Origin of the sequence: Streptomyces sp. NPDC059788, from assembly GCF_042732265.1 — a bacterium.
GTDB lineage: Bacteria > Actinomycetota > Actinomycetes > Streptomycetales > Streptomycetaceae > Streptomyces.
Genome location: NZ_JBHWHY010000059.1, coordinates 14,268 through 38,660, shown reverse-complemented (window position 1 = coordinate 38,660; position 24,393 = coordinate 14,268). Strand labels below are relative to the sequence as shown.

The window sequence follows — 24,393 nt, the reverse complement described above, 5'->3', positions numbered from 1 at the left end:
TGCAATGCGTGACACGCATTCCCCGCAGCGGCCGGCACCGGTAGCACTTTTTCTATTCGGTGTTTCCGTGTCCGCCACAGCCCCTACACTGCACACCATGGCTCAGAGAATCATTACTATCTACACTGATGACCTCACCGGGGAAGAATCCACGGAGGTCGCCACGCACTCCCTCGCGGTCGACGGTATTGCATACGAGGTCGACCTCGCCTCGGACAGCTACGACAAGTTGCTGGAGGCGATCGGCCCGTTCCTGAAGGCTGGCCGTCGCGTCGGCCGCATCAAGAGCGGGGCGGGTACCCGCAAAGCCCCATCGGGTGGTGACGACACCCCCAAGATCCGGGCCTGGGCGAAGTCGAACGGTCACGAGATCAGCGGCCGCGGGCGCGTCCCGGCCGGAATCCGCAAGGCGTATTTCGACGCGAACTGACTGACCTGATTCACCTACGGATTCGGTGCCCCTCACCTTGGTGGTGGGGGGCTTTTCGCTGCGCCCCGCCAACGGGTGACGCCGGCAGATGTCCTTTTTCCGGACAGCCCGGTGGCCGCCGGTGGGCCACCGGGAAGACGGTGCGGCGTCGCCAGCAAGGTCCAGGGGCGGCCGCCAGAGGGTGCTCAGCGCCCGGGGGCTGCTGCTGGTCGAAGCCCTCGCCGATGCCTGGGGTACCCGCCCCGACCACGACGCCCGTCACGGAGCTTCGGCCTTCATCTGGGCGTATGTTACGCAAGGTGAGGCGTGATACGTGCCTCGCCCTATCGAGCACACCGGCCCGGAACACCGCCACGCGTGGCCAGCGCAGTGCAGCAGCACGTGGTCCCACATCGGTGTCACGACCACGCCCCATCACACAGCGCTACGGACACTCCTCATCGAGTTCGGCGAGCAGCTGGCGAAGCAGATCGATAACTGCGACATTTCAGCACAGGCGGCCGAGGACTGATGACAGTGGTGTCAGTGGCGCCTCTTATCCTGCGCTGGTGAGCATGAATGGTGAGTACCTGCGAGTGACCGCCGCCGAGCTGGCCAGGGCGATCGAAGATCCAGTTTGGGCGTTCGAGTACGTCGAGGAGATCATGGAGACGGACGGCATCAATGACGTTGCTCCCACGGATGCTCGGCAGCTGACGACCCACAAGGCGTGGCACGCCATCGCCTTCCTCCTCGAGCGGGCGGCGTTTCCCATCGACGTCGTTCACGGCGAGCACACGTTCACCAGCGAGGACTGGGGCTACGGGCCGGCCAAGTACCTAGACGCGGACCAGGTCAAGCTCGCTGCCGAGTCCTTGGCCCGGCTCTCCTTCGATGACCTGATTCGGGAGGTGGACCCTGGCCAACTGACAGCCGAGCAGATCTACCCTCTCCATTGGGATGAGACCGATGCCCTCGAATGGGTGCGCCGCTGGTTTGCCCCTCTGTCTCCGTTTTTCGGGGCAGCCGCGCTGGCGGGTGAGGCCATGCTGGTCTGGCTCGACTGATCTGCTCGATCCCATCAGTATCGGCAGGGAAGGATAGGCCCCATGGACACGACACCGTCGGGGCACGCCCTCGTCGAGGCAGGCTGGCAGAAGGTCCGCAGCGACGGACGTGTCCGTCCGGAACTACTCGAAGCTGCCTACGCGGAACCCCGCCTGCGCCATTTGTTCCCCTGGACGGGAATGGGAGAGTTGCACTTCAGTCGCTGCACCGAGTGGCCATGGGTCTGGGACGTCCCCTACATCCAACCCGCAGCCAACGGCGAATACTGGGTCTCCGGCCCTATGCGCAGCGAGTCCGTGGGGCCGGCCGCAACGCCGCAGCAGGCCGTCGCGATGGTGGTCGACCGTCTCCCTCCCAACTGCGGACCTGCGCTTGTTGGCACTCGAGAGGAACTCGCCGCTCATGACGCCGCGACTCTGCCCATGAACCCTGAGGCCCCAACCCCTAATCCCTCCGCGAACTGATCTTGGTTCCAACTATCGCGGCCAGGTTCCAACTGTCGCGTCACGGCTCAACGGCCGGGTTCCGGCACGGCCGGAGAAGCGAGAACCGGAGCACTACCACCTCGACTTCGGCTATGTCTTCACGACATCGCGAGCGGAGGTCGGGCGCATCCAGGAGTCAGAAGTCACCGGTGCCGCGTGGTACCCGCTTGCGGAGGCGCAACGTCTGGTCGGTGACCGCATCGCGCGGGCGGTCATTTCGCCACCCCGGGCCGGTTGACCGGGCGTGCCCTCCCCCGGCGCCCGCACGGGCGGGGTCACCAAGAAGGTGATGGGGGGAACTGCCGCGCCAGACCGTCACCGGCCACCTGACCGCAGCCAGGCTGGGCCGAACTGTGGGAGTGAGGTGCAGCAGTGCCCTGCCGCGCAAAAGCGAGGACACCGACAAGGGCGGCACACTCCGCGACAACGGCAAACTCCCGCCTGTACGCGATCGTGTCTGGATCTTCCAGCATTCCTTTGCCCTTCCGCAACGTCCTGCGTCCTCGCCAACGTCAACGATGCGCTGTACGGCTCCGGTTCGCCCACACGCCGCTTCTTCTTGCCCGACTTCCTCGCAAGGCGACGCCGTGGTTCATGTACACAGCCCACAGGGGCCGAACCCACGCCGCCTCTCCCGCCGCTCCGCCATTCCCTGAACGGCTGAAAACCGCCTGGCCCGGTAGGCACCCGAGGTGACGGCCGTCATGCTCGATACGGAACCGGGCGGGAACCGGCCACTGCGCTGCCGTGGGGCGTACTCGCCCTCGTCCCTCAACGAGGAGGCGGCTGCCATGACCACTGTGCGTGACCCCGTTGCGCTCCCCACCCCGCTGGATTTGGACGATGCGGACCGGCGTCTGCCACTGGAGGCGGGCACGGCGGTGTCGATGCCGGAACTCTCACGCATCCGCGGGGCCCGGCCGCTGGCCTTGCGTCTGCTGGTGGCGACCACGGGCGATGGCGGCGTCCTGCCCGAAGATGTCGGCTATGACGAGGAAAGTCAGACCGGGGTGTACGAGGGACTGCCGCCGGGCGTCTACATGACGAAGAACCCGCCCAAAACCTACGGGCCTACCGCACCGAGCGGTCAGCTGGACGCGCCCGACGATCCGGGCCCGAGCGACGACTGATGGCAGCACCCGCACCGGTGCTGGTCTTGGCAGGGCGCTTCGACCCGACCGCCGACCTGGCCGTGGAAGAGCTCAACCGGCGCAAGGTACCCGTCTTCCGCGCTGACACAGCCGATTTTCCCCAAGCCCTGACGCTCAGCGCCCGCTTCGAGGACGGGCGCTGGACCGGCACGCTGGCCAGCCGGCGGCGCACCCTTCAGCTGGAGGCGGTGCGGTCGGTGTACTACCGGCGTCCGGCCCGCCCGCGTCTGCCGGCCGACATGGACCCCGAGGCGCGGAAGATCGCCGAACGGGAAGCGCGGCGCGGTGTGGGCGGGCTGCTGATGGCGCTGCCGTGCCGGTGGCTGCCGCCGCCCGGCGCCGCGGCCGACGCCGAGCACAAGCCGCGGCAACTTCGCCTGGCCGCCGAGGCCGGGCTGCACGTGCCCCGCACCCTGATCACCAATGATCCCGCCGAGGCGGAGACCTTCGCTGTCTCGCTGGGCGGGCAAGTGATCTGCAAGCCGTTCCTACCGGTGCGCGGCACGCTCGCCGGGCGCGGCGCGTCGGTATACGCCGACGTGGTCTCGGCCCAGGACGTGGCTTCGCCGGACTTGGCCACTACAGCCCACCTGCTGCAGGAGTTCGTACCCAAGACGCGTGATGTGCGGCTGACCGCTGTAGACGGGCGGCTGCTCGCGGCTGAGATCCACACCACCGCCGAGGCCAACCGGGTGGACTGGCGCCGCGACTACATCGACCACGTCTACAAGATATGCGTTCCCCCGCCTGATGTTGCCCGGGGCGTGTAGCGGATGCTCGATGCTCTGGGGCTTGCGTACGGTGCGTTCGACTTCGCGGTGACCGCCGATCGTTGGGCGTTTTTGTAGGTGAACGCGCACGGGCAGTACGGGTTCATCGAGCAGGCTACCGGGCTGCCGATCACAGCGGCGATCTGCGACTACCTGGAAGGAGTGACCCGGTGACCGGTGTGCTGGAGGACGAGCGTCAGCTGACGGCCGCGCGTGTCCGCCTGGCCCGGCAGATCGAGCGCAGCGGTGTGGTGATGCCGGTCGCCCTGGCCGAGGCGTTCCTGAACGTGCCGCGGCACCCCTTTGTCCCGGTCTTCTACCGCCGCGACCATGGTGGGTTCGTGCCCTGGCGGATCAGCGACGGGGATCCGGACGCGTGGCTGGCGGCCGTCTACGACGACGACTCGCTGATCACCGAGGTGGACGGTGTGCACGCCGAACAGGCCCCGGCCGCAGGTCTGCGGGGGGTGCCCACCTCGTCCTCGACCGCGCCGAGCCTGATGGCGGACATGCTCGACGCCCTCAATGTGGCCGAAGGGAACGAGGTCCTGGAGATCGGCACCGGCACCGGCTACAACGCGGCCCTGTTGTGCCGCCTGGCCGGCGACCGGCACATCACCACCATCGACCACTCCCCCGGCCTGACCGCAGCGGCCCGCTGCCGGCTTACCGCCACAGGCTTCACCCCGCAGGTCCTGACCGGCGACGGCGTGTGCGATCTGCCGGACGGCGCCGTCTACGACCGCATCATCGCCACCGCGTCCGTGCCCCGCGTGCCGGTGCGGTGGCTGGAGTGCTGCCGCCCCGGCGGCCTCCTTGTCGTCCCGCTCAAAGGCACCCTGGCCGGCGGGACGATCGCCCGGCTCGTCAAACTGTCCGACGGCTCCGCGGCCGGCCGCCTCCTGCACGCCCCGGCTGCTTTCATGCCCCTGCTTTCGGCCCCTTCCCCGCTCGCGGCCCCTGCCGTCTTCGACAGCCCGCCTCGTGCCTCCTCGCTGTCCGCGCGCATCTTGGACGACTGGTCCTTTTCCTTCTACGCCCAGTTGCACATGCCGCCCACCGTGACCCGAACCTACGAGCAGGCGGGCGCGGGCCACGTCACGGTCTTGCGCGACACCGCCGATGGTTCGGCGTCCCGCATCGCCGACCATCCCGACGGTGTGGAGGTCACCTGCTGTGGGCCCCGGGACCTGTGGGAGACGATCGAGGCGGCCCACAGCAGGTGGCGGTCCCTGCACCGTCCTCGCCGCGAATGGTTCACCCTGCACATCAGCGCTGCCGAGCAGACCGTCAACTACACCGCCGAGGACGGCGGCGCCCACCAATGGAGCCTGTGACACCGGTGTGACACCGGCCAGCACGGGGCTCGCCCAGTAGCGACTCGTGATCGAGGGGTTCTTGGCGGCGGTGCGAGCTGGCGACATCAACGCGGTTCTCGCGGTGCTGGCGCACGACGTCGTACGGCGTGCGGACGCTTCGGCACTCCCAGCGGACAGGCCGCGCGAGGTGCGCGGCGCGCAGGCCGTGACGGAACGCGCACGCTGCGGAGGTGCTACGCGTGGGGTGAGCGAGGAAGGCGCTGTGACAGCAGCCTCCCTCATGGCGGGCCTATGACGGTGCTGCTTGGGATGAGGCAATCTCGGAGGCAGACAGCCCACATTTTGCGCAGCTCATCGAGGGGCAGACGGCCATCCCCGGGGCCTGGGGCCCTCGACTGAGCGGTGTGTCGTCCGCATTGACCGCCCGGCGTACAGCGAATCAGGGTCCATGCAGAATTCACAGTGCCCAGATTGAAGGTTGTTAAAATCGCAGGGGGATCGAGTAGTCTGAGGATCAGGACAACACCCAGATGGTGCCGCCAATCCAGGCATACGCCAGACCATACGACCCACACGGAACACGGAATGAGGGGCGGACTCGGCCAGAGCTCGCAGCGCAGAGTGCGGACGCACGAGACATCCTTCTGTTAGTTGAGCCGGTCGACGCTTCTCGTTCCGATGGGCCGGCCGAGGAAGACCTCGATGCGTTGGTGGCGAAGCCAACACCAACTGGCTGGCCGGAGATCCCCGAGGAACGCAAGGCCGAGCTCGGCCATCTCCTGACTAACCTCTGAGGCAAAACACACCGGCTCACCTGAGAGATTTCGCGTGTTTGCTCAGGTCAGAGCAGGCCGTCTGTGTCGTCGTGTTCTTCGCCGACTGAGAGTGACCGACGGTCGTCTCCCGAGTCCTCGCTGTAGATGACCGCGGAGACCGCGTTGTCGTAGGCATCGTTGAGTCCGTTGCCGCTTGAGCCGAGTATGTTCTCCCAGTCGGTTCCCATACCTACGAGCCTAGCTGTACCGGCCGAGAACCTCGGCGATGAGGGCGTTGAGCTCGTCGGCCCGGGCGAAGATTGCGGCTTCCGCTTCAGGGGTGATGCGCGTGCCGCAAGCCTCGGCACAATCTTCGCCGCAGGAGCCGGGACGAACGTGCTCTCGATCATGGCGGTCATCGTCTGAATGAGGACCGACAGGGACGAGGCGTGCATCGAGGCGTACTGGTTGATGTAGCCCCACCGGTTGACGGCCGGCAACAGGCCCGGGAGTCTCGCCAGTCCGGGCCAGGGGCCGGGCGACGTGCCGCAATAGGAGGAACGCACGAGATGGATCCGTCGGCATACGGCTTCCACAGTCTGCGAGCTGGCCATGCCGCCCGGGCAAGGCGGAACGGCGCGAGCGCCGAGTAGACCATGCGGGCCGGCCGGTGGCGGAAGCCTGAGACGGTGAACGTCTACGACCGGGAGTTCAACCCGACCACCCACAACAGCATTACGCGCCTGGGCCAGCGACCTCTCCGGCCGGTTTGTTGCGGACATCACGCATCCGGGCGTCGAAAGCGACCTGAGTCTCAGGGTCGAGCTCGTAGTCGCCAGCGGTTTCGGGGCTGACGTCCAGCGCGTGAGAGCGGATGGCCTCCCGCTCGCCGGAGAGTTGCTGGATGGTCTGGGTGATCCGGTGGATCTTCTGGCGCAGCTGCTCCCATTCCTGCTCGGCGAGGGCGAGCTCGGCGAGCTGGTGCCGGATCTCAGTGATCTGGTGGATCTTCTGGCGCAGCTGCTCCCATTCCTGCTCGGCGAGGGCGAGCTCGGCGAGCTGGTGCTGGATCTCAGCCTCGTTTTCACGGGCGTAGTTGTCGCTGATCAGCGTGATCAGAGGAACCCCGAGAGCCTTGGCAGCGGTGACCGCCTCGTCGAGCCTGACCGCGCGGGTCTGCTGCTCGATGCGCGTGATGACGGTGGGGTCAACGTTCGTGCCGAGCAATGCGGCCATACGGCGCGCTACCTCTCCCTGGCTGATGTCGAGGCGTTCGCGTTCTTGACGAAGTCGGCGGGCAAAAAGGTCCGCGGGCAGTGGGTTCATGACGGTTTGGTGCTTTCTGGTCAAGATCGTGATCGACGGTGCATGTGAGGTGGCCCGCCTCGAAATCGAGCAGGCCAGCATCGCGGCAGTGCTGGAAGAGCACACTACACATCCCGCACTGCGGATTCCACAGGCACCCGCCACGCTCCCGCAGCCGCACATCGAGACGTTGATTCGACTCGTTTCCGAGTCTCTTTCAATCGCTTCTCAACAGACCCTTTTGCGCGCCTCCGATAAGCCATTCGAATGGTGTAGATTAGCCATCCCAGACGCGCACGTAAACGAGTCGGCAGAGTGAGTCGACAGACGCAACCGATCGCTCCAGCTTCTATCGCTGCCCACCCTGTTAGGCAATCTGCTCTTGTTGCCTTGTGACTTACTGCCATGTCACCGACGTGATTCGGAAGGCGAGAGGAAAGAACTATGCCGAAGATCTACGAGGCAGCCGTCCTCACGCAGGCATCCCTACCGAGCGCAGCCTGGGACCTGACCAGCTTCCTGCAGAACGCCAAGTCCCAGATCCAGCTCTGGGGAGGCCTTCTGCTCATGCTGATCGGTGCTGCCAGCCTGGTCTGGGGCGGTGTGCTCCTGCTCAAGAAGCTGATGGCCAACCAGCAGACCGCGGGTCAACAGCAGAGCTGGGGCACGATCGCGCTCCTCATTCTCGTCGGCGGAGGCCTGGCCACTGGCGGGTGGACGCTGATCTCGACGATCGGCTCCGGCGGCCAGCAGACCATTACGGATCTCGGCGGCGGCACAGTGATCGTCCGGACCATCGACCAGGTCAGCGGGTTCCTGAGCGGCCCTTCCGAGTAGGAGGCCGCCACAGGTCACGCACACGGCTGGTGACAAAGGCGTCGAGCGAACCGGGGCGGTTGAGGCGCAAGGCCTCCTCCGACCCGGTTCGCCATATCCGGGCCCGCAGCACGGTGCAGACGCGAAAGAGAGCAGAACATGGGGATCAAGGACAAGGCACTGGCCTTCAGCGGACGGTTCAAGCTCGACTCGCACCACGCGATCGAGCGTTTTGGAGTGTTCTTCGGCATCTTCGCGGTCACGGGCGCGATCGTGATCAGCGCATCAGGGGTGTCGGCGTACCAGGAGGGGCGTGACTCGCTGTCACAGACAGCGCTGTACACCAGCGGCTTCAAGACGTCGAAGACGAATCTCGACGGCACAGTCGACGGGGTCTACACCAACAAGAGCGGCAACAAGGCGCTCGTGATGATGCATGTCAGCCCGACCGCTCAGATCTCGTACAACGCCGCGGACTACAAGGCGTTCCTGCTCGGATCGGACCCCTCGCTGAACAGCGAGCCGGTCAGCACCAGCGGGATCAAGGGCTCTTTCTACGCTTTCGGCTCGACCGGCTACGTCGGGGTCCTCCTGAACGCCGAAAAGCCCTTCGACCGTCAGGTGTTGAACCTGACGGTCCGTGCCAATGCCGAGCTCACCACACCAGCAGCGGAGCAGGAACAGAGCAGCGGCAAGCTGGCCGGCGACGAGTCCTTCTCCAAGTACGACCAGTGGCGGGTCTTCTTCAACCCCGGCGCATCCAGGGTCGAGAAGATCGCGGCGCTCGACGCTCTGACCTTCGATCCCGCGCAGGCCTACTACGAGGTCGCGCTCAAGGAGAGGGAGGTCGAGGCCAGGAACGCCCTCGACCGCAAGCTCATCGAGATGCGCGCCAACCTGACGCAAATTCAGTCTTACACGACCGACCTGCAGACAACGAAGATCGACGGTCTGTTCCTGCGCCCGCCTGCCGTTCCGGTCTCGATCGCCACCGACAAGATCACGGGCGTCTCCCCAGCCGAGGCCAAGGACGGCGTCTCGACGCTGGCCCTGCAGACCAAGCACGTTGTCCCGGGTGGCTTCGATCTCAACTGGCGTGCAGGCAACGTCTATGTCGGCTACCTCGATGCCCTGGCGCCGGCCGGCCAGAGCTACGCCCAGTTCTTCACCAAGCGGCGTGACGAGGGATCGGATCCGACGGGCCAGCAGATTTCAGCCATGCAGTGGATCCTCTCGGACGGCACCAGCCTCGTCAGGGATTACCAGTCCTCTGACGTGACGATGCGCCCGCTCATGAACATCATGAACAACCTTTCACAGGCGTATCAGAACTACTCCCGAAACAAGTCGCAGTACGAGTCGGATCTCTCACTCGACCTGCTCCGGCTGGACGTGAGTCTGCGGGATGTGCAGTCCAACAGCACCCTTCGCGACGACAAGGACTTCCTCACCACGCTTCATTGAGTGCGGCGAGGAGGTGACGCATTCCTCTACCTGGCATTGAGCCGGAAAGGAAAACGATATGGCCACCGGCAAGCCGAATCGAAGTCCCACGAAGGGGGCGACGAAGGACCAGCTGCGCACGTCGGTGAGCCAGGGGATGCCGCGGCAGGGTCGCGGGACCAAGAGCCTCGGCCCTGAGGAGGGCATCGAGAAGCCTCCCGAGGGCGAGGCCAGCGCGCCCAAACAGCTCCCGGCCCCGGGAGGTGATTCTTCTGCTCCTTCCGGCGCGGTGACCACTGCACCGGAGAGACCAGAGGCCGCATCGAAGGTGTCGGACGTGGCCGACACCGCGGAGACCGCAGGCAAGGCGGCCTGTGCCGCGCATGCCGGTTCGAAGATCAAGCAGGGCGTGAACGGCGTCGCCGGGAACATGGCCGCAGGCGCTGCCCAGAAGGCGATCGAGGAGGACGGCAGCAGCGCGACGCGCCGTAACGCCGCGCGTTACGCGGGAGTTGCCGTCTCCGGTGCCGTGGCCGGCGCACAGACCGGCGGGCTTGCGGGAGCCGCCGTTGGCGCGGCGAAGAACGTTGGCGTCGAGGGGGCCCAGGATACGGTCGAGGGTGCGTCGAAGGTCACCGGCGGCAGCCCGGACGCCAACCCGGCCGACCAGCGTGAGCTGGGTGCCGGCGGTACGGGCTACGAGCGCGGTGCGTCGAAGGGCGACGAGGGCAAGGGCTTGAGGGCGGCCAAGGGCGTCGCAGCTGGCGGTGGCGCGGCTGCTGCTCCGCCGACCATGGGGGTGGTCATGGCCATGGCCCTCCTGAACTGGCTCAAGTCCATGTTCTTCGCCGCCATGGCGATGGCCGTCAACGCCTGGACGCTGCTGTGGGCGCTCATCGTCAACATCGCTAAGGCGGTCGGTCATGCGATCGCTGCGCCGTTCATGGCAATCGGCAGCTCTATAGCCAAGGGGATCGGCGCGGTCCTGGGCTTCACTGTCACGGCGACGATGGCCCCTGTAGCGGCAGCGATGTCGGGTGCAGTCGCGATGATCACCACCGTGACCCTGCTGGGCATGGTCTTCGCCGGCCTCCTCAACTCGACGGCGCTGACCGAAGGCAGCATCAACGCACACGGGGCGACGTGCGTAGTCAACGCGGGTGGCGCCGGCAACGGTTCCGGCGCCACCGTTCCGGCGGACGTGGAGAAGAACGCCAAAGAGATCTTCTCGGTACTCAGCAGATGGGGGATGCCGAAGGAGAACATCGCGGGCATCCTCGGCAACTGGTCGCAGGAGTCCGGCATCGACCCGACCAGCGTGCAAAATTTCCCCACGGGGACGTATGCGATGACGGCCGAGAAGGCCAGCGCCGCGCAGAACACGGGCACCGGCATCGGTCTCGGGCAGTGGACGTTCGGCCGCAACACGTTGCTGCGCCAGTACGCGAAGGGAAAAAGCGTCGACTGGTTCACGATCAAGGCCCAGCTGGCCTTCATGGTCGATGGCGACAGCCCGGGCGACGTCACGGTCTTCAAGGACATGCTCAAGAAGTCGCAGGGCTCACCGCGTACGGCGGCGCTGCACTTCCACGAGAACTGGGAACGCTCGGCTGACGGCGTGGCAGGGCTCACGGCGCGCGGGGACAGTGCCGAGATGTGGTTCGGCACGATGAGCGGCTGGTCGGTCGACAGCTCGATCGTGGGCGGCATCGAGAACATCGTCGGCGGAATCATCGAGAACATCGGTACTGGGATCAGCACGATCCTGGGCAACTGCACGGTCAAGGGTGGCAGTTCCGTCCCGCTGAGGGACGGCGGGATGACGCAGGAAGAAGCCCAGGCCCTGGTCAGCCTCTTCAACAAGGAGGGCGACAAGTTCCTCGACGACCGGTACGGTCCGCGCGGCGGCCCCGGCTCGTGCGGCGGCAACCACGCGATGAACTGCGTGAGCTTCTCAACCTACTTCGTGAACAAGTACACGACGTTCCAGACCTACCCGGCTGGCGACGGCAAGGAAACGGCGTACACGATCGCAGAGAAGACCGGCAAGAAGATGCAGTCGACCCCGGTCCCCTACTCGGTCGGGTCCGGGCCGGGATCCACTCCCGTTGGACACACCCTCGTGGTGCTCGGCATCCAGGGCGACAAGGTCATCCTCGGTGAGGCTGGCTATTGCGCCTACATGGGGCGAGTCCGCGTCGACAGTGCGGCGCGGATGGCGGCCGAGGGCTGGAAGTTCGTGGACATGTCGGATGCGATGCTCCCCTCCGACAAGATCAAGACGGTCTGATGCGCCGCATTTGATCGGGGAGCGTGAGCCGATGCCCGGCGATCCGGGCATCGGCTTCTTCATGTCCGGGCCAGGGCCTGCGCGCCAGTCCCGCTTTCGTCGCTTTTACCGAATGGATTCACACTCAGCAGTAAATGCCTGCCGATATAGACTTGAGTCGTTTATGAAATCAATGTGGAGTGAGGAGTGCGTTTCGTGACGACAGGCCATGATGAGTCCGAGAGAGCCGACTCAGAGCAGGAGAGCGGGGCGGCGCCCGAGGAGAAGCCCGCGGCACCGAAGACGCGCAAGAAGCTCACCGGTGTTGAGCTCGAAGAGCGGTTCACGGACTGGACGATGCGCCAGCGCGGGAAGGTCCAGGCCCGCGCCCCGCAGGACAACGCGCGCTTGGTCCGACGCGGCGTCACCGCGGTGATGGGGGCCGGGGTCCTCGCCCTGGTCGTCGCTACGAGCGTGTCCGGTGAGAGCTTCAAGGCGAGCACGGCGGACAAGCAGTCCCAGATCGTCCGGCTCAAGGGACAGCTGGATGATGCCCAGTCCACGCCCGTGAAGGCGGAAGCCGGCGCGCAGCTGTCCAAGCTCACTGGGGCGGCAGCCGCCGCCGCGAAGAAGGTCGCGTCCGGGGAGCAGGCCTTCGCCGCGTTGTACCACCAGGCCAGCGTCCGGCCCAGCCCGAAGGACGGGGCTCCGAACCAGGCCGCGTTGGAGATCATCAAGCACCGCCGGGACATGGCGCCGCTGTTCAGCAAGAGTTCCTTCCTGGTCAGTGACAAGGAGGCGTACAGCACCTCGTCGCTGACCCCGTTCGATGCGACCACCGAGATCGATCCGCGCCACGCCTGGTACATCCGTTACGACGGCCAGGACGCAGCTGCCCCGAGCGCGTACACGTGGAAGGTCGAGACGGTGATGCCCGATCTGAGCGTGAAGGGCGGCTCGGGCGCGACGAACCAGGCGAAGGCCGTCTGGCTGTGCCGGGACACGAAGAGCGGCGTGGTGCTCGCCTGGGCGAGCGCGCGTTACGTGCGCGACGGCACGACGGGAGCCTTCGAGCGCTTGGCACTCGTGGTGACCGCCGCTGGGGCTCAGTACGAGAACCCCGCGATCAAGATGCCGGCCAGGTCCGGAGTCCCTGAACTCAGCGGCGCGGGCGCACAGAAGAAGGGCGGGAAGCGATGACGGAGCAGAGCGCGGCACCCACGCGGCGGGGGCCCTTCCGGTCCAACCTCTGGGTCCTGGTGACAGCAGCGGTCCTCGCGGTCGTCGCGACGGTTGCCGGCGTGACCTGGAGCAGCCAGCACGCGGCCCTAGTTGAGCAGGAAGGCCGGGCCGACGACATCAAGGGACGTCTGGCGGCCATCCAGAAGAGGAACGCCGAGCAGGTGAACGCGGACATGATGGCGGTTCTGGGTGTCACCCAGAACCGGCTGAGCACCGATGGTGAGCGCATCAAGTCGCTGCTCTCGATGGCGTTCACGTGGGACTCGGGGCAGAGTTACCAGGCGGCGCGCGAGAGCCTAAAGAGCCGGTTCGGCCTCACCGAGAACGAGACGTTTCTGAAGTCGTTCATGCCTCCGTCGAGGTTCAACGAGGACTCCCTAGGGCGGCGTTACTACTACATCGACACCGTCGGCCTGAACTCGGCCCTCGGCGCGGATCCAGACATAGAGGTCACCGACGCCAAGGCGGGCGTCTACACCTACGCCATCCTGGCCGACGTCGAAGCCACCTCCGACGCGGTGTCCCAGAACAAGGCGAGCAAAGCCAGTGTCACGGCGCACCGGCGCGCGCTGCTCTTTGTCACGGTCGACGCCCAGGGTGAAGTCTCGGGCCTCTCCGGTGTCCCAGCGAGTGGCGAGACTCGGCATTCCGGATGACACCAACCTCCTTTCGACTCGCCTTATTGATAGAGTCCTACTGGCATTCGAGTGGGACGGCGAGTTGGAGCTAATGGCATCGACACAGGCCGATGAATCGAGTGGGGGCGCAGTGCGCAAGACGCGCTTCGTCGCGATGTCCGCGTCCTCGCAGGAGGGCGGGGATACTCCTGAGCAGACGGAGCCCACAGGCGGCCTGCGCAAGCGCACCCTCGTGGCCGGCGTGGGCATGGGTGCGGGCGCGCTGCTGTGCTTCGTCCTCTCCGCCGGCTCTTCCGGCGGCCAAAGCGCGGTGAGCGACACGGCAGCGCCTGAGATCTCTTCCCTGCAGAAGCGGATCCGGACTGTCGAGGCGAAGACGGCGGCGCTGCCGAAGGCCGACGACGCCGAGCGCGGCCTGACCGCAGCCCTGACGGCGGCCGGCCAGGTGGCGAAGCTGCAGAACGACTACCGCTTCCTGACGCCCGGCGTAGCAACAGCCGACGGCAAGCTCGATCCCACGACGTCCCAGTCGACGCTGCGCAACCTCATCCCCTACTTCGCGCCCTCGGTGCCCCGGGCGGAGCTGGAGCCGTGGTACCTGCTCGCCAGTGACAAGGCCGTGCCGGCCGGCGCCGGGATCCCGATGAGCTTCGACTCCGGCTTCGAGTGGGTCGCCCAGGTGCCCTGCCTGGTCAACGACGACAGCAACATCACGGTGACCTGGCTGGCCGTGGAGGCCGGGACGGGCGCGGGCGAGAAGCCGGCGGCGCTGGCCTGGGCCCGCGCCGACTACGACCTGGTCCGCAAGGCATTCGTGAGCATCCAGACCGGCACGACAACCACGGGCGAGTCCCTGAAGCAGGAGGTGACGGCCCCGTGAATGAGGAGATCAAGGACAGGCTGCGCCAGCACGCCGGGAAGGTCCTGCTCGGCGGCACCGGGGCACTGCTGACGCTCTCGGCGGTCACGCTCGGAGCCAGCCTGCTCAGCGACCGCCCGGCCGCCTCAGACCCCCAGGCCAAGGCGGTCGCCCGGAACCTCGAAGGCAAGCTCAGCGACGCCCGGGCCAAGCTGGCGACGCAGCACGCGGCGCTGCTTGCCCAGCTGCCGGGCATGGACATCGAGCGGGTGAACCGCGACAGGACGACGGGTCGGTCCCTCCTGCTCAGCCTCACCGACAGCTCGGCATCACTCCGGACCGTCAAGGAGCAGCAGGTGCTGCTGGACGCGCGCTACGCCTTCCTGGACCACGTGTCCCGGGTGCTCACCGAGTTCGTGCCGGAGTGGATGACGGCGACCGGGGCCACGAAGGGCGCTGGGACGACGTACACGCTCGCTGATCTGGACATCGATGTGAGCCGGGTGCAGGGCCTGAACTACGCCTACACGGGAGTGGCCCGGCTCGATCCCGTCCGTATCGGACCAAAGCAGACCAGCGCCACCAAGAGCGAGTTCGTGGTCTTCACCTACTCCACCTCCCAGGGCGGCGCGGTGACGTCGCTGGACGCCTGCCGGGCCTCCAGCAAGACCCGCGACGCCCTCGCCGCCGCCAACGACGACCCGCCCTCCTCCTCGCCGTCCGGGTGAGCCAAGCGCCGCCGCTCCAGCACGCACCCCAGCAGACACCGACGAGACGAAGGACAAGCGCATGTCCACCCAGACCCGGGAGAAGACCGAGACGACCACCCCGACGAGCACGGCCGCAACGGCGAAGAAGACCACGGCGAAGCCCGTGGAGGAGAAGAAGGGCTCGAAGCTGCGCGCCGGCTGGCGGACCCTGGCCCCGAGGGAGAAGGGCGGCAGGTTCTCCGTCGTGGTGTGGGCGGGGTTCTTCCGGGCGGTCGTCCTTCTCGCCGACTACCTGCTGGCGTTCATCACGGCCATGGTCGTCATCCCGCTGCTGGGCGCATGGCTGCACCAGCAGTCGGGCGCAACCAAAGGTGTGCTCAGCACGGACGGGCTCATCGCCATGTGGCTGATGCCGCTCCTCTTCCTGGTCGCGCTGCTCGCCGCGGGCGAGATCGTCGTGATGCGTGCCATGTGGCGCTGGGCGGCGCGGATAACCGCGAAGGTCCGGGACGCCCGCGACGTCGCACCCAAGCCCGCGGCCAGGACCACCAACCACAGCAGGACCAACCGCAAGAGGAGCAAGGGATGCGTACCGCGGGACTGACGATGAACGACGTATGGGCGCACCGTGTCCTGCGTGAACGCGGAGTGGAGACGTACCGGCTGCAGGGGGTGACCGCCGAGCTGGGCGTCATGGTCGAATCGCTCGACCTCAAGCACCGGGGCAAGGAGGAGAACTACCGCCCGTATCTGCACATGACGGGCGAGCTGCGCTCGGTCACCCCGGCCACGGCGCTGCCGTTCGGCATCTCTCAGGTGACCTACTCCCCCGGCCAGGGTGAGAAGGTGGACGCCTTCTACGAGTTCGACGACCAACAGCTGGTCGTGCTCGCCGGAAAGGGCTACTTCACGAGCGGCTTCGCCGTGCCCGAGCAGGTCACCGGAATCGAGTGGGAGCTGCCGGCCACGGCGGACATGCTCGTGCTCGCCCCGTCCGGGGCGCAGGCCGAAGGCGACGCGCCCGTGGTCTTCACCCAGATCCACGACATCGGGAACCTGGAGATCGACCTCGAGGCCAGCGGCTACGACCTCGCCGCCTACTTCGCCGACCACCCCAAGAACGGCGTCCCTCGGGCCGAGGCCGTGGTCGATGCACATGGGCTGAAGGCGCGCTCGGACGCGATCAACTCTCTGTTCACCGAGGACGAGCTGGGCCTGGACCGCGAGGCCAAGGTGGTCGTCGGGGCGCCTGCGCCCGAGACGGCACCGGTCGCTGACGGCATGAGCGCGCGCCTGCAGCAGATCGAGGCGGAGATCGCCGCCGAGCGCGAGCAGTGCCAGACCGAGCGCGCGAGTACCGAGGGCACCACGGAGAACCTCTACCGGGAACGCGTGGCCGCTCCTCTGCACCGGGCCGAGGAGCTTGAGGAGCTGTTCGTTCGCCCGGCCCCGGCTCGCGAGGCGCAGCGCGTCCTGGACCTCGATCTCGACCTGGAGCCGGAGGAGCGGGAGACCCGGCGACGCGAGGCGGCCAAGCCCGCCTTGAGCCTGGACGAGCGTAAGCGCCAGGTGGCCCAGCGTGCGGCCGATCTGGACTTCGGCGAGGACGGGGAGCAGAACTTGGGTTCCTGAGACCGGGTCAGGCATGAGGAGAGCGGGCCCGGTTGCTGGCGCACAGCAGCCGGGTCTGCAGCGCATCGGCACCGAAGAAGGAAGGAGGGCGACGATGGGGCTCAAGCAGGACATCATCGTGGTCAACGAATTCAGCGTGCCGCTGCCCGGCGGCAAGGGATCGCGCGGCGCGACGCCGGGCGACTACGTCACCCGGTACATGGTCCGTGAGCAGGCGACGGAGTCGCTGGCTCCGATCCAGCGTCTGCGCACCGACGACTTCATCCTGCGCTACACGGCGCGGGAGTTCGCCGTTGAGCGCGCCGGTATATCGCGGGGCGCGGCGAAGTATGAGATGCGCCAGGCGCAGGGCGACGGCGGTGTGGCTTTCGGCTACGGCTCGGTCTCGCTCTCCGACGAGCAGCTCAAGGCGGCGTCCAGGGACATCCAGCACCACTTCGAGAATGGCAAGACGGTACTGAAGACCGTGCTGTCGTTCGATCAGGAGTACCTCCGCAAGCGCGGGATCATCCCCAAGGACTTCGTGTGCGAGAAGCGCGGGGACTACCGCGGCCACATCGACCAGATGAAGCTGCGCATGGCGATCATGCACGGTCTGGAGCGGATGAGCGCGGGCAGCAGCGGCTTCGACGACCTCCGTTACATCGGGGTCATCCAGGTCGACACCGAGCACGTGCACTGCCACCTGGCCATGGTTGACGGCGGGGTAGGCCGGGTGACGAAGACCGGCGAGCAACGCGGCAAGCTGCTGGACCGGCACAAGTCCCGGCTTCGCCGTGGTGCCGACGCCTGGCTCGATGAGAAGCAGGCAGTGGCTCACCTCTCCAGCGCCGTCGGTTACGAGCGGCGCAACGTCACCACGTTCATCAAGCGGTGGGCGCACGAGCGCATCCGCGCCGAGTCCCTGCCGCAGTTCCTGCTCGCGTGCCTGCCTGCGGACCGGACGCTATGGCGCGCCGACTCCAACGATGCTCGCATGCGCAAGGCGAATCAGCTGGTGGCCGAGCTCGTGCAGGAGCAGCTCGGACGCGCCAGCTCCCCGATGCCGGAGGCCATGGAACGCATCGTGGGCTACGCCAACGAGCGCCACTCGAAAGAGTCCTTGGACACGGAGGAATGGCACAAGCTCGTCGAGCAGGGACGCACGCAGATCACGGAGCGCGCCGTCAACGGTGTCTACCAGATGCTGCGGGCGATGCCGGAGTCGGAGCTGCGGGTGCGCACGCCGATGCTTGATGTCATGGGGAGGGACTACCGGCGGATGGCGGTGCTGGCCGCGAACCGGCAGGGCGAGGACGAGAACGCCGAGGCCGACCTGGTCTCCTTCGGCTTCCGGCTGCGCAGCTACGCCTCGCGCCTGCAGCACCACCGGGAGAAGGCCGGGATCTACCGGGATCTCGCGCACCAGTGGGAGCGGGCCGAGAAAGCCGGCGTCGCCGCCGAGGACTCGCGCCCGCTCTACGACTTCTACCGCTTCGAGGGGGACTACCAGCGTCGGCTCGCGAGCAAGTACCGGCACTTCCTGCCCTTCCTCGGGGACGCCAGCCAGTGGTACGAGCAGCAGCAGGATGTGGTGGCCTACGGCCGGCGGCTGCTCTCGCTCATGGCGCTGCGCGCGGATGCCTCCCTGCCGCGGATGAAGGACCCCGAGGAGGCCGAGAGCCTGGGCCGGACGATCTACGATCAGCCCGGCGGCCGGCTCCTGGCCGCCGGCAAGCGCGGCCGGGCGGTGCTGGACGCACGCATCCGGACGATGAAGCAGGTCTATGATCTGAAGCTGGACGACCTGCGGGCCGATCTCGCATCCTCGGGCCTGGTGCTGCGTGTGGGGTCGAGCGCCGAGGACAAGACGAGCGCGGAGCCCGATGCAGTCAGCACGGACTTCGAGATCGTGGCCAGTGCCGCGTATGACTTCGACGCGGTCAAGGCCCTGGACCTGCACCACCTGGGCTACGACTTCATCACCGACGTCGAGATCGGGCCGCACGCGTGCCAGGCCTTCGTCGAGACGACCAGGGAGCGCCGCCGGCTGCTGCTGGCGGCGATGGACTATCTCGACCAGTCCGGCCAGGCCGAGGCAATTTCCGATCTGCCCGTGGACGACGTCGCGGCGATGACGCGCAGCTCCCGGGGGCTGACACCTCGGCAGCAGGACGAGGGATCTGGCTCGCTCGTGTTGTGTTCCCGGATCGCAAAGCTGCGCACCGAGAGCGAGCAGACCGAGCGGATGCGGCGGTCCAAGGCCTCGTCGCTGGACGCCGGCCTCGTCGTGCGAGTCCAGGCCCAGGTCGACCAGGCCGTGACCGCGCCGGACGCCGGAGTCACGTTCGACTTGCAGCCGACTCCCTTCTCGGATGGTTTTGGGCGCGAGTAGACAGGCTAGTCGCGAGTCTTATTGAATGCCCTATTGCAGTATTATTGCGAGGAGTGTCAGACAGGGACTCAATGGCTTATCCGCATGGCGTAACTGGTCGCAGCCGATCTGTCAGAAGGTTGTCGGGACGGACGAAAGGAAGAGGTCGTGGCACTTCTCAAGGGCAAGGGCGCGATGACCGGAGTCAACCTCATCGCTCGGGTCTACGGTCACGGCAAGACCGAGGACGGCAAGTCCCAGTACGCCGACATCCAGGTCGACGCCCGGGATCCGCGCGGTCCGGAGCAGACCAACCTGCATCTGAAGTCCGATCGGATGAAGAGCGAGGACGGCAAGGTCCGCTACAACAACGGCGCTCCGTACTCCGTTGATCAGATGGAGGAGATCGCCAAAGCCGCAGGTCCGAACACGGAGCCGATCCTGGACAAGGGTGGCAACGCGGTCGGCATCGTCTACGGCTTCAAGGGCAATGTGATGCCGGCAACTCGTGGCGCTGGCCTGGTGGTCAACACCAAGTCGGTCGAGGCCTCCGAGTTCAAGGTCGACGACAAGACCCTGGACAACCAGTTCAGGTCGATGAAGGCGGCTGCGGCCGTTGGGAAGGCGAGCAAGGAGTCGCAGGCCGAGGCCCCGGCACCCGAGGCAGAGCAGGGGCAGGCTGCCGAGGCCGACGAGCCGGCGGCCTGCTGAGGCCGAGTGGAACTTCATCCGAAAGGCCCCTGGATGCCATTCCGGGGGCCTTTCGGCTACACGGGACACGAGCAGGAATGAGGAACAGAGCAACCATCAGCACTACGCACGTGAGCGCATGTGCCTGGGCGTGCAGGTCGATGTCACCTTCGGGGCGGGCGGGATTTCGGCGACAGAGTCGCAGGCCTGGCTCGGCACGCACGGCGGGCCGCGTCACGCCATCCGTCGGTGCCGCATCGGGTGCCCGGGGGGAGGTTCATCCCGATGGTGCGTGAGCGCCAGCCTCAGACGCCGAAGGCGGCTCGTCCGTGCGCGGCAGGTGAGCAACTCGTGTCAGAGCACGCATGGCGAAGGGGTCTGGCCTGGAGTCCGGATCCTTTCGGCTCGCATTCAAAACCCTGTTGGATGCAACTCTTGATATCATTTCGACTGATTGCCAAATCACTTCTACAAGCCCAGTCGAGAGGTGCTGCGTGGCATGTTTCACGAGGCAATGCTCAACGAGCGCTATCCGCTCCTGTCCAAGCTCTCGGAGCCACTGAAGAAGGCCGAGCGTGACATCGTCGGCCGCGAGCGCGAAACGACGCAGTTGCTGGCCGCCATGAGCCGTCCAGAGCTGTGCAACGCACTTCTGCTGGCCGAGGCCGGTACAGGCAAGACGGCCCTGGTGCAGGCCACGATGCTGGTGGACAAGGATCGCCGCTACCTCGAGGTCGATCCGGCGCGCATGATCTTTGAAGCGGGCAACGCCGAGAACATGGCCGCGATGCTCAAGGGCCTCTTCGATGAGGCGCAGAGCTTTGTCAAGGAAGAGAAGCACGAGTTGGTCCTCTTCATCGACGAGTTCCACCAGATCACCCAGCTCTCCGGTGCTGCCGTCGAGGCGATCAAGCCGGTCCTCGCCGCTTCGGGGTCCCGCGGCATCAGGATCATCGCGGCCACGACGTACGGCGAGTTCCACAAGCACATCTCGCCGAATGTGCCGCTCGTCGAGCGTCTGCAGCGCATCAACCTCAACCCGCCGGACCAGGGGACGACGATCAGTATCCTCAAAGGGATGGCCGAACGGTACGGCGTGGCCGCCCAGTTCTACGACGACCACGTCTTCCGGCAGATCTACGAGTACACCCAGCGCTACATGCCGGCCAGCGCCCAGCCGCGCAAGTCGATCCTTGTGCTCGACTCCATGGTCGGCTGGCATCGCCTGACACGCCGGCCGATGGACCGGGACCTGCTCTCGGACGTGCTCATGGAGTCGCTGAATGTGAACGTCGCGTTCCGGGTCGACGGCGCGAAGATCAAGAAACAGCTGGACGAGAAGGTGTTCAGTCAGGACTGGGCGACCGGCGCGGTGGCGCGTCGTCTGCAGGTGTCGGTAGCGGATCTCAACGACAAGGGAAAGCCGATGGCGAGCCTGCTGTTCACAGGCTCCACCGGTGTCGGCAAGACCGAGTTGGCGAAGCGGCTGGCACGATTGCTGTTCGGCGACGACCAGCGGCACCTGATCCGGTTCGACATGACGGAGTACGCCGAGGACTCGTCGTTCGCGGCGTTCCGTTCTGAGCTCACCAAGCGCGTATGGGACCTCTCTCACGCGGTGCTGCTCTTCGACGAGGTCGAGAAGGCCTCAGCGATGGTGACACGCGTGCTGCTGCAGGTGCTCGACGACGGCCGGCTCAACGATGACAACAACCGCGAAGTGAGCTTCCTCAACACCTACATCGTGCTGACGACGAACGCGGGCTCGGAGATTTACAGGGACATCTCGCAGTACGCGGCAGACGACACCGGGTCGGGCAAGCATTTGATGGAGTACGAGAAGCTCATCCGTCGCTCGATCTCTTCGACAACGGGCGACAACCGGTTTCCGCCCGAGTTGCTGGGCCGTATCGACGCAATCGTGCCTTTCCAGCCGCTGTCGCTGCTGACACAGCAGGCGATCGTGCGGAAGAAGCTGCGCCAGATGGTGCAGGAGGTGTTCGTCAAGCACAACGTGCGGATCGACGTCGATGCGAGGGTCCTGCAGTACCTCATCGAGGACAAGGGCGACACCGACTCAGATGCCGGCGGTGCGCGTGCGGCTGTGGCGAAGCTGACCGACGAGGTCACCACCGCGGTGGCGACCTTCATCAACGAGTACCCCTCGGAGCGACGGATCCGCATCGACGTCGTCGGCGACCTGGTCAGCGACGACAAGAACCTGCTGAGTTCCGATGCCTACGTCGAGGTCAGCGCGGTGCGATGAGCCGGACAAGGACAGCGGGACCGAGTCGACTCGCGCGTCGATAGCCTTTCACATCCCATTACTGTCCACTCCAATTCGGAGGCAATACGCTACTCATAGGCCAGGCAAGCCGAGTCCTACTAACAAAAGGAACATCATCAATGGGCTTTCTGGGAACGACTGCGGCCGGCCAGAAGAAGGAACGGAAAAGGAAGCCCGACGAGCTTCTGACCTCCGTGGTGAGAGAGACGGCGATCCCGGCGGCGGTGGAGCTGCTGAGGTCGAACACACAGTTCGCCTTTCCCAGCGGTACGGCCTGGGTGATGCTCGTGCTTGCAGCCAACGAGATCGGCGGCTTGAGCAAACGGCACGGCCGGGACGAGGCGAAGGGTTCGATCATCGAGCTCATCAGCTCCGACCAGATCCGCACGGTGGCCACGGCGGAGATGCTCGAAGAGGAGGTCTTCGGCATCATTCCCACCGAGGAGACTCTCGCGCGCATGGAGGAGTACTCGCTGCTCGCTGGTGCCAAGTACGCCTGGGCCGTGGTGTGGCAGAAGCCCAGCGGCGATCTACTCGTCGATCTGGTGAATGATGCAACCTTCATGCAGGCGTGCTTGGTCGCCGCAGGTAGCACGAGCCTCGAAGAAGCCGTAGGCAAGAAGGCATGGCAAGAGCACAGCGGCCTGGTCGCCGAGGCTGGAGCCACTGAACTTTCCCCCGCAGTCCTCGGAGAAGACGAGGGGGATGCCATCTTCGACGAGATCCCCGGCAACGAAGGTGCGGAGGAGGGCCTGGAGGACGAGCCGCTCTTCAGCGATGTCGTTGACGACAATGAACAGCCGGACGCCCCCATGTTCGACGAGGATGACACGGGCACCGCTCCGGTCGAGTCAGCACCGGACTACGCCCGCGACGAGGCGGCCGGCTACGAGGGTTTCGACGAGAGCGACGCCGGCTACGGCATCGAGGACAGTTACCAGGAGGACTCGCCGGCGCAGACCGGTGACACCGTGTTGCTGGATCAGGGTCAGGTGCGCGAGGTGATCGCCCGTCGGTTCCTCTCCGAGGAACTGGACCTGAACGTCCAGCTCAATGAGTTCAACGCGACCTTCGCCATCGGCGCACCCATCGTGCAGATCGCCGTGCCCGAGGGCACATCCGAGTGGCTTGGGGACCAGGTCGCCCAGCTCAATCGGCAGGCCAACGCGGATCTGACGCAGTTGCGCTACGCGCACGAGGACGCGCTGCGTGCGCTCTACGTCAACCTCATGTCGGCGCACACCGAGCAGGTCATCCGTGATGTGGCCACCGACCGTGCGGGCTCCCGGTACAAGCGGCTGAAGGACGCCGCCGAGGCCGAGCACCAGCAGCGGCGGGCGGAGAAAGACGAAAAGATCCGGACCCGCCGGGCGGAGATCACCAAGGACTACGAATCGCAGGCCGCCAAGGCGGCTCAGCAGGCGGCACTCTCAGCGGAACTGCAGTACAAGGAGCGCAACCGCTCGAAGATGGAGCGTCAGCAGCTCGACTCCGTCGCCGAGATCGAGCGGGACATCGAGGATACCCACGCGCACAACCAGCAGGAGATCCTGCGGGTCCGGCGTTCGGACGCGACACTGAAGATGCAGACCGGGCAGACACGCATCTTCGAGGTACTGGCCGAACGGCAGTCGGAGTACCTGGCGGCAGAGGAAGAGCGTCTGAATCAGTGGAAGTCCGAGATTCAGCGGATCGTCGATGACAACCGCAAGGCCGACATCGCCCAGTCCGAGGCGCTGGCCGAGCACCTGCGGACCACGGACGAGATCGGCGTCCTGCGTCGGGAGCAGCAGGACCTCCTGGCGTCAGTGCGCTCTGAGCACGCCGACCGGATCCGCCGGATGGAGGACGAGCTCGAACGCAACCGCAAGGACGCCATCACGCAGATGACAGCTCGGGACGCCGAGTGGCAGCACAACCTCGACCTGGAGAAGCAGAAGGCCAACTCCCAGGCGGCACACAACACCGATCTGCACCAGCAGCTGTCGACGGTCGAGGATTCAGTGGCCAAGCGGTATGACGCGCGCCTGGCAGAGCTGCAGGCCGACAAGGAGGCCCGCACCAACGACATGGCGCGGGCATCCGAGATACAGAGCCGCTCGAACAAGATCCTCGTCGTCATGATCGTCACGCTCTCGCTCCTCATGGGCGTGGCCGGCTTCATCGTCGGGGTGGTCTTGACCCGTTGAGCG

The 24,393-nt window shown here is 66.2% G+C and carries 22 protein-coding genes; 20 read left to right on the top strand and 2 right to left on the bottom strand.

Going from position 1 to position 24,393, the window contains the following annotated elements; all coding sequences use genetic code 11:
* Positions 1-97: 97 nt before the first annotated feature.
* The 6 genes from ACFV57_RS36635 to ACFV57_RS36610 all read left to right on the top strand — a co-directional run bounded on the left by ACFV57_RS36635 (position 98) and on the right by ACFV57_RS36610 (position 5,220).
* Positions 98-430, top strand: coding sequence for an Lsr2 family protein (locus ACFV57_RS36635; protein ID WP_385241513.1), 333 nt, complete (start codon positions 98-100; stop codon positions 428-430).
* Between the two features lie 554 nt (positions 431-984).
* Entirely contained in the window at positions 985-1,476 is a 492-nt protein-coding gene (locus ACFV57_RS36630; protein WP_385241574.1) for a YfbM family protein, read from the top strand.
* Positions 1,477-1,518: 42 nt separating this feature from the next.
* The gene (locus ACFV57_RS36625) at positions 1,519-1,941 is read left to right on the top strand and encodes a DUF6193 family natural product biosynthesis protein (RefSeq protein ID WP_385241510.1); all 423 of its coding nucleotides are present in this window, start codon (positions 1,519-1,521) and stop codon (positions 1,939-1,941) included.
* A gap of 812 nt (positions 1,942-2,753) precedes the next feature.
* Positions 2,754-3,092: a hypothetical protein gene (locus tag ACFV57_RS36620; RefSeq protein WP_385241507.1), complete on the top strand. Its 339-nt coding sequence runs from the start codon at positions 2,754-2,756 to the stop codon at positions 3,090-3,092.
* Complete coding sequence (locus tag ACFV57_RS36615) at positions 3,092-3,883, top strand: MvdC/MvdD family ATP grasp protein (RefSeq protein WP_385241504.1); 792 nt, start codon at positions 3,092-3,094, stop codon at positions 3,881-3,883. Before ACFV57_RS36620 ends, ACFV57_RS36615 begins: the two co-directional genes overlap by 1 nt.
* Before the next feature lie 170 nt (positions 3,884-4,053).
* Positions 4,054-5,220 carry a methyltransferase domain-containing protein gene (locus tag ACFV57_RS36610; protein WP_385241501.1) on the top strand — a complete coding sequence of 389 codons (1,167 nt, stop codon included), beginning with the start codon at positions 4,054-4,056 and terminating at the stop codon, positions 5,218-5,220.
* 823 nt (positions 5,221-6,043) lie between these two features.
* Here the strand turns inward: ACFV57_RS36610 and ACFV57_RS36605 are convergent.
* Both ACFV57_RS36605 and ACFV57_RS36600 read right to left on the bottom strand, forming a co-directional pair.
* Positions 6,044-6,367 carry a hypothetical protein gene (locus ACFV57_RS36605; protein WP_385241498.1) on the bottom strand — a complete coding sequence of 108 codons (324 nt, stop codon included), beginning with the start codon at positions 6,365-6,367 and terminating at the stop codon, positions 6,044-6,046.
* Between the two features lie 325 nt (positions 6,368-6,692).
* Positions 6,693-7,283, bottom strand: coding sequence for a helix-turn-helix domain-containing protein (locus tag ACFV57_RS36600; RefSeq protein ID WP_385241495.1), 591 nt, complete (start codon positions 7,281-7,283; stop codon positions 6,693-6,695).
* Positions 7,284-7,311: 28 nt separating this feature from the next.
* Here ACFV57_RS36600 and ACFV57_RS36595 point away from each other — a divergent pair, with 28 nt between their 5' ends.
* The 14 genes from ACFV57_RS36595 (at position 7,312) to ACFV57_RS36530 (ending at position 24,390) form a co-directional block, all read left to right on the top strand.
* A complete protein-coding gene (locus tag ACFV57_RS36595; protein ID WP_385241492.1) occupies positions 7,312-7,581 on the top strand; it encodes a hypothetical protein in 270 nt (89 codons plus the stop codon).
* A 125-nt stretch (positions 7,582-7,706) separates the two neighbouring features.
* A complete protein-coding gene (locus ACFV57_RS36590) occupies positions 7,707-8,099 on the top strand; it encodes a hypothetical protein (RefSeq protein ID WP_385241489.1) in 393 nt (130 codons plus the stop codon).
* 138 nt (positions 8,100-8,237) lie between these two features.
* A complete protein-coding gene (locus ACFV57_RS36585; RefSeq protein WP_385241486.1) occupies positions 8,238-9,542 on the top strand; it encodes a hypothetical protein in 1,305 nt (434 codons plus the stop codon).
* Between the two features lie 58 nt (positions 9,543-9,600).
* Entirely contained in the window at positions 9,601-11,811 is a 2,211-nt protein-coding gene (locus ACFV57_RS36580; RefSeq protein WP_385241483.1) for a phage tail tip lysozyme, read from the top strand.
* Positions 11,812-12,006: 195 nt separating this feature from the next.
* On the top strand, positions 12,007-12,990 hold the full coding sequence (locus tag ACFV57_RS36575) for a hypothetical protein (RefSeq protein WP_385241480.1): 984 nt from the start codon (positions 12,007-12,009) through the stop codon (positions 12,988-12,990).
* A complete protein-coding gene (locus ACFV57_RS36570; protein ID WP_385241477.1) occupies positions 12,987-13,688 on the top strand; it encodes a hypothetical protein in 702 nt (233 codons plus the stop codon). The genes ACFV57_RS36575 and ACFV57_RS36570 overlap by 4 nt, the downstream gene beginning before the upstream one ends.
* 112 nt (positions 13,689-13,800) lie before the next feature.
* Positions 13,801-14,550 (top strand): hypothetical protein, encoded by a 750-nt coding sequence (locus tag ACFV57_RS36565; RefSeq protein ID WP_385241474.1) that lies wholly within the window; start codon positions 13,801-13,803, stop codon positions 14,548-14,550.
* Positions 14,547-15,257 carry a hypothetical protein gene (locus tag ACFV57_RS36560; protein WP_385241471.1) on the top strand — a complete coding sequence of 237 codons (711 nt, stop codon included), beginning with the start codon at positions 14,547-14,549 and terminating at the stop codon, positions 15,255-15,257. Before ACFV57_RS36565 ends, ACFV57_RS36560 begins: the two co-directional genes overlap by 4 nt.
* Before the next feature lie 61 nt (positions 15,258-15,318).
* A complete protein-coding gene (locus ACFV57_RS36555; RefSeq protein WP_385241468.1) occupies positions 15,319-15,843 on the top strand; it encodes a hypothetical protein in 525 nt (174 codons plus the stop codon).
* Positions 15,825-16,871 carry a hypothetical protein gene (locus ACFV57_RS36550; protein ID WP_385241464.1) on the top strand — a complete coding sequence of 349 codons (1,047 nt, stop codon included), beginning with the start codon at positions 15,825-15,827 and terminating at the stop codon, positions 16,869-16,871. Before ACFV57_RS36555 ends, ACFV57_RS36550 begins: the two co-directional genes overlap by 19 nt.
* Positions 16,872-16,965: 94 nt before the next feature.
* Positions 16,966-19,245, top strand: a complete 2,280-nt coding sequence (gene mobL, locus ACFV57_RS36545; protein WP_385241461.1) for a relaxase MobL — start codon at positions 16,966-16,968, stop codon at positions 19,243-19,245.
* 147 nt (positions 19,246-19,392) lie between these two features.
* Positions 19,393-19,935 carry a hypothetical protein gene (locus ACFV57_RS36540; protein ID WP_385241459.1) on the top strand — a complete coding sequence of 181 codons (543 nt, stop codon included), beginning with the start codon at positions 19,393-19,395 and terminating at the stop codon, positions 19,933-19,935.
* A gap of 478 nt (positions 19,936-20,413) precedes the next feature.
* Positions 20,414-22,180, top strand: a complete 1,767-nt coding sequence (locus ACFV57_RS36535; protein ID WP_385241456.1) for an AAA family ATPase — start codon at positions 20,414-20,416, stop codon at positions 22,178-22,180.
* 140 nt (positions 22,181-22,320) lie between these two features.
* On the top strand, positions 22,321-24,390 hold the full coding sequence (locus tag ACFV57_RS36530) for a hypothetical protein (RefSeq protein WP_385241453.1): 2,070 nt from the start codon (positions 22,321-22,323) through the stop codon (positions 24,388-24,390).
* Positions 24,391-24,393 lie beyond the last annotated feature (3 nt).

Bases quoted from the DNA above. Each gene is read 5' to 3' on its own strand.
- ACFV57_RS36635 (WP_385241513.1), top strand. From the start codon at position 98: ATGGCTCAGAGAATCATTACTATCTACACTGATGACCTCACCGGGGAA.
- ACFV57_RS36630 (WP_385241574.1), top strand. From the start codon at position 985: ATGAATGGTGAGTACCTGCGAGTGACCGCCGCCGAGCTGGCCAGGGCG.
- ACFV57_RS36625 (WP_385241510.1), top strand. From the start codon at position 1,519: ATGGACACGACACCGTCGGGGCACGCCCTCGTCGAGGCAGGCTGGCAG.
- ACFV57_RS36620 (WP_385241507.1), top strand. From the start codon at position 2,754: ATGACCACTGTGCGTGACCCCGTTGCGCTCCCCACCCCGCTGGATTTG.
- ACFV57_RS36615 (WP_385241504.1), top strand. From the start codon at position 3,092: ATGGCAGCACCCGCACCGGTGCTGGTCTTGGCAGGGCGCTTCGACCCG.
- ACFV57_RS36605 (WP_385241498.1), bottom strand. From the start codon at position 6,367: ATGATCGAGAGCACGTTCGTCCCGGCTCCTGCGGCGAAGATTGTGCCG.
- ACFV57_RS36600 (WP_385241495.1), bottom strand. From the start codon at position 7,283: ATGAACCCACTGCCCGCGGACCTTTTTGCCCGCCGACTTCGTCAAGAA.
- ACFV57_RS36590 (WP_385241489.1), top strand. From the start codon at position 7,707: ATGCCGAAGATCTACGAGGCAGCCGTCCTCACGCAGGCATCCCTACCG.
- ACFV57_RS36585 (WP_385241486.1), top strand. From the start codon at position 8,238: ATGGGGATCAAGGACAAGGCACTGGCCTTCAGCGGACGGTTCAAGCTC.
- ACFV57_RS36580 (WP_385241483.1), top strand. From the start codon at position 9,601: ATGGCCACCGGCAAGCCGAATCGAAGTCCCACGAAGGGGGCGACGAAG.
- ACFV57_RS36570 (WP_385241477.1), top strand. From the start codon at position 12,987: ATGACGGAGCAGAGCGCGGCACCCACGCGGCGGGGGCCCTTCCGGTCC.
- ACFV57_RS36555 (WP_385241468.1), top strand. From the start codon at position 15,319: ATGTCCACCCAGACCCGGGAGAAGACCGAGACGACCACCCCGACGAGC.
- ACFV57_RS36550 (WP_385241464.1), top strand. From the start codon at position 15,825: ATGCGTACCGCGGGACTGACGATGAACGACGTATGGGCGCACCGTGTC.
- mobL (WP_385241461.1), top strand. From the start codon at position 16,966: ATGGGGCTCAAGCAGGACATCATCGTGGTCAACGAATTCAGCGTGCCG.
- ACFV57_RS36535 (WP_385241456.1), top strand. From the start codon at position 20,414: ATGTTTCACGAGGCAATGCTCAACGAGCGCTATCCGCTCCTGTCCAAG.
- ACFV57_RS36530 (WP_385241453.1), top strand. From the start codon at position 22,321: ATGGGCTTTCTGGGAACGACTGCGGCCGGCCAGAAGAAGGAACGGAAA.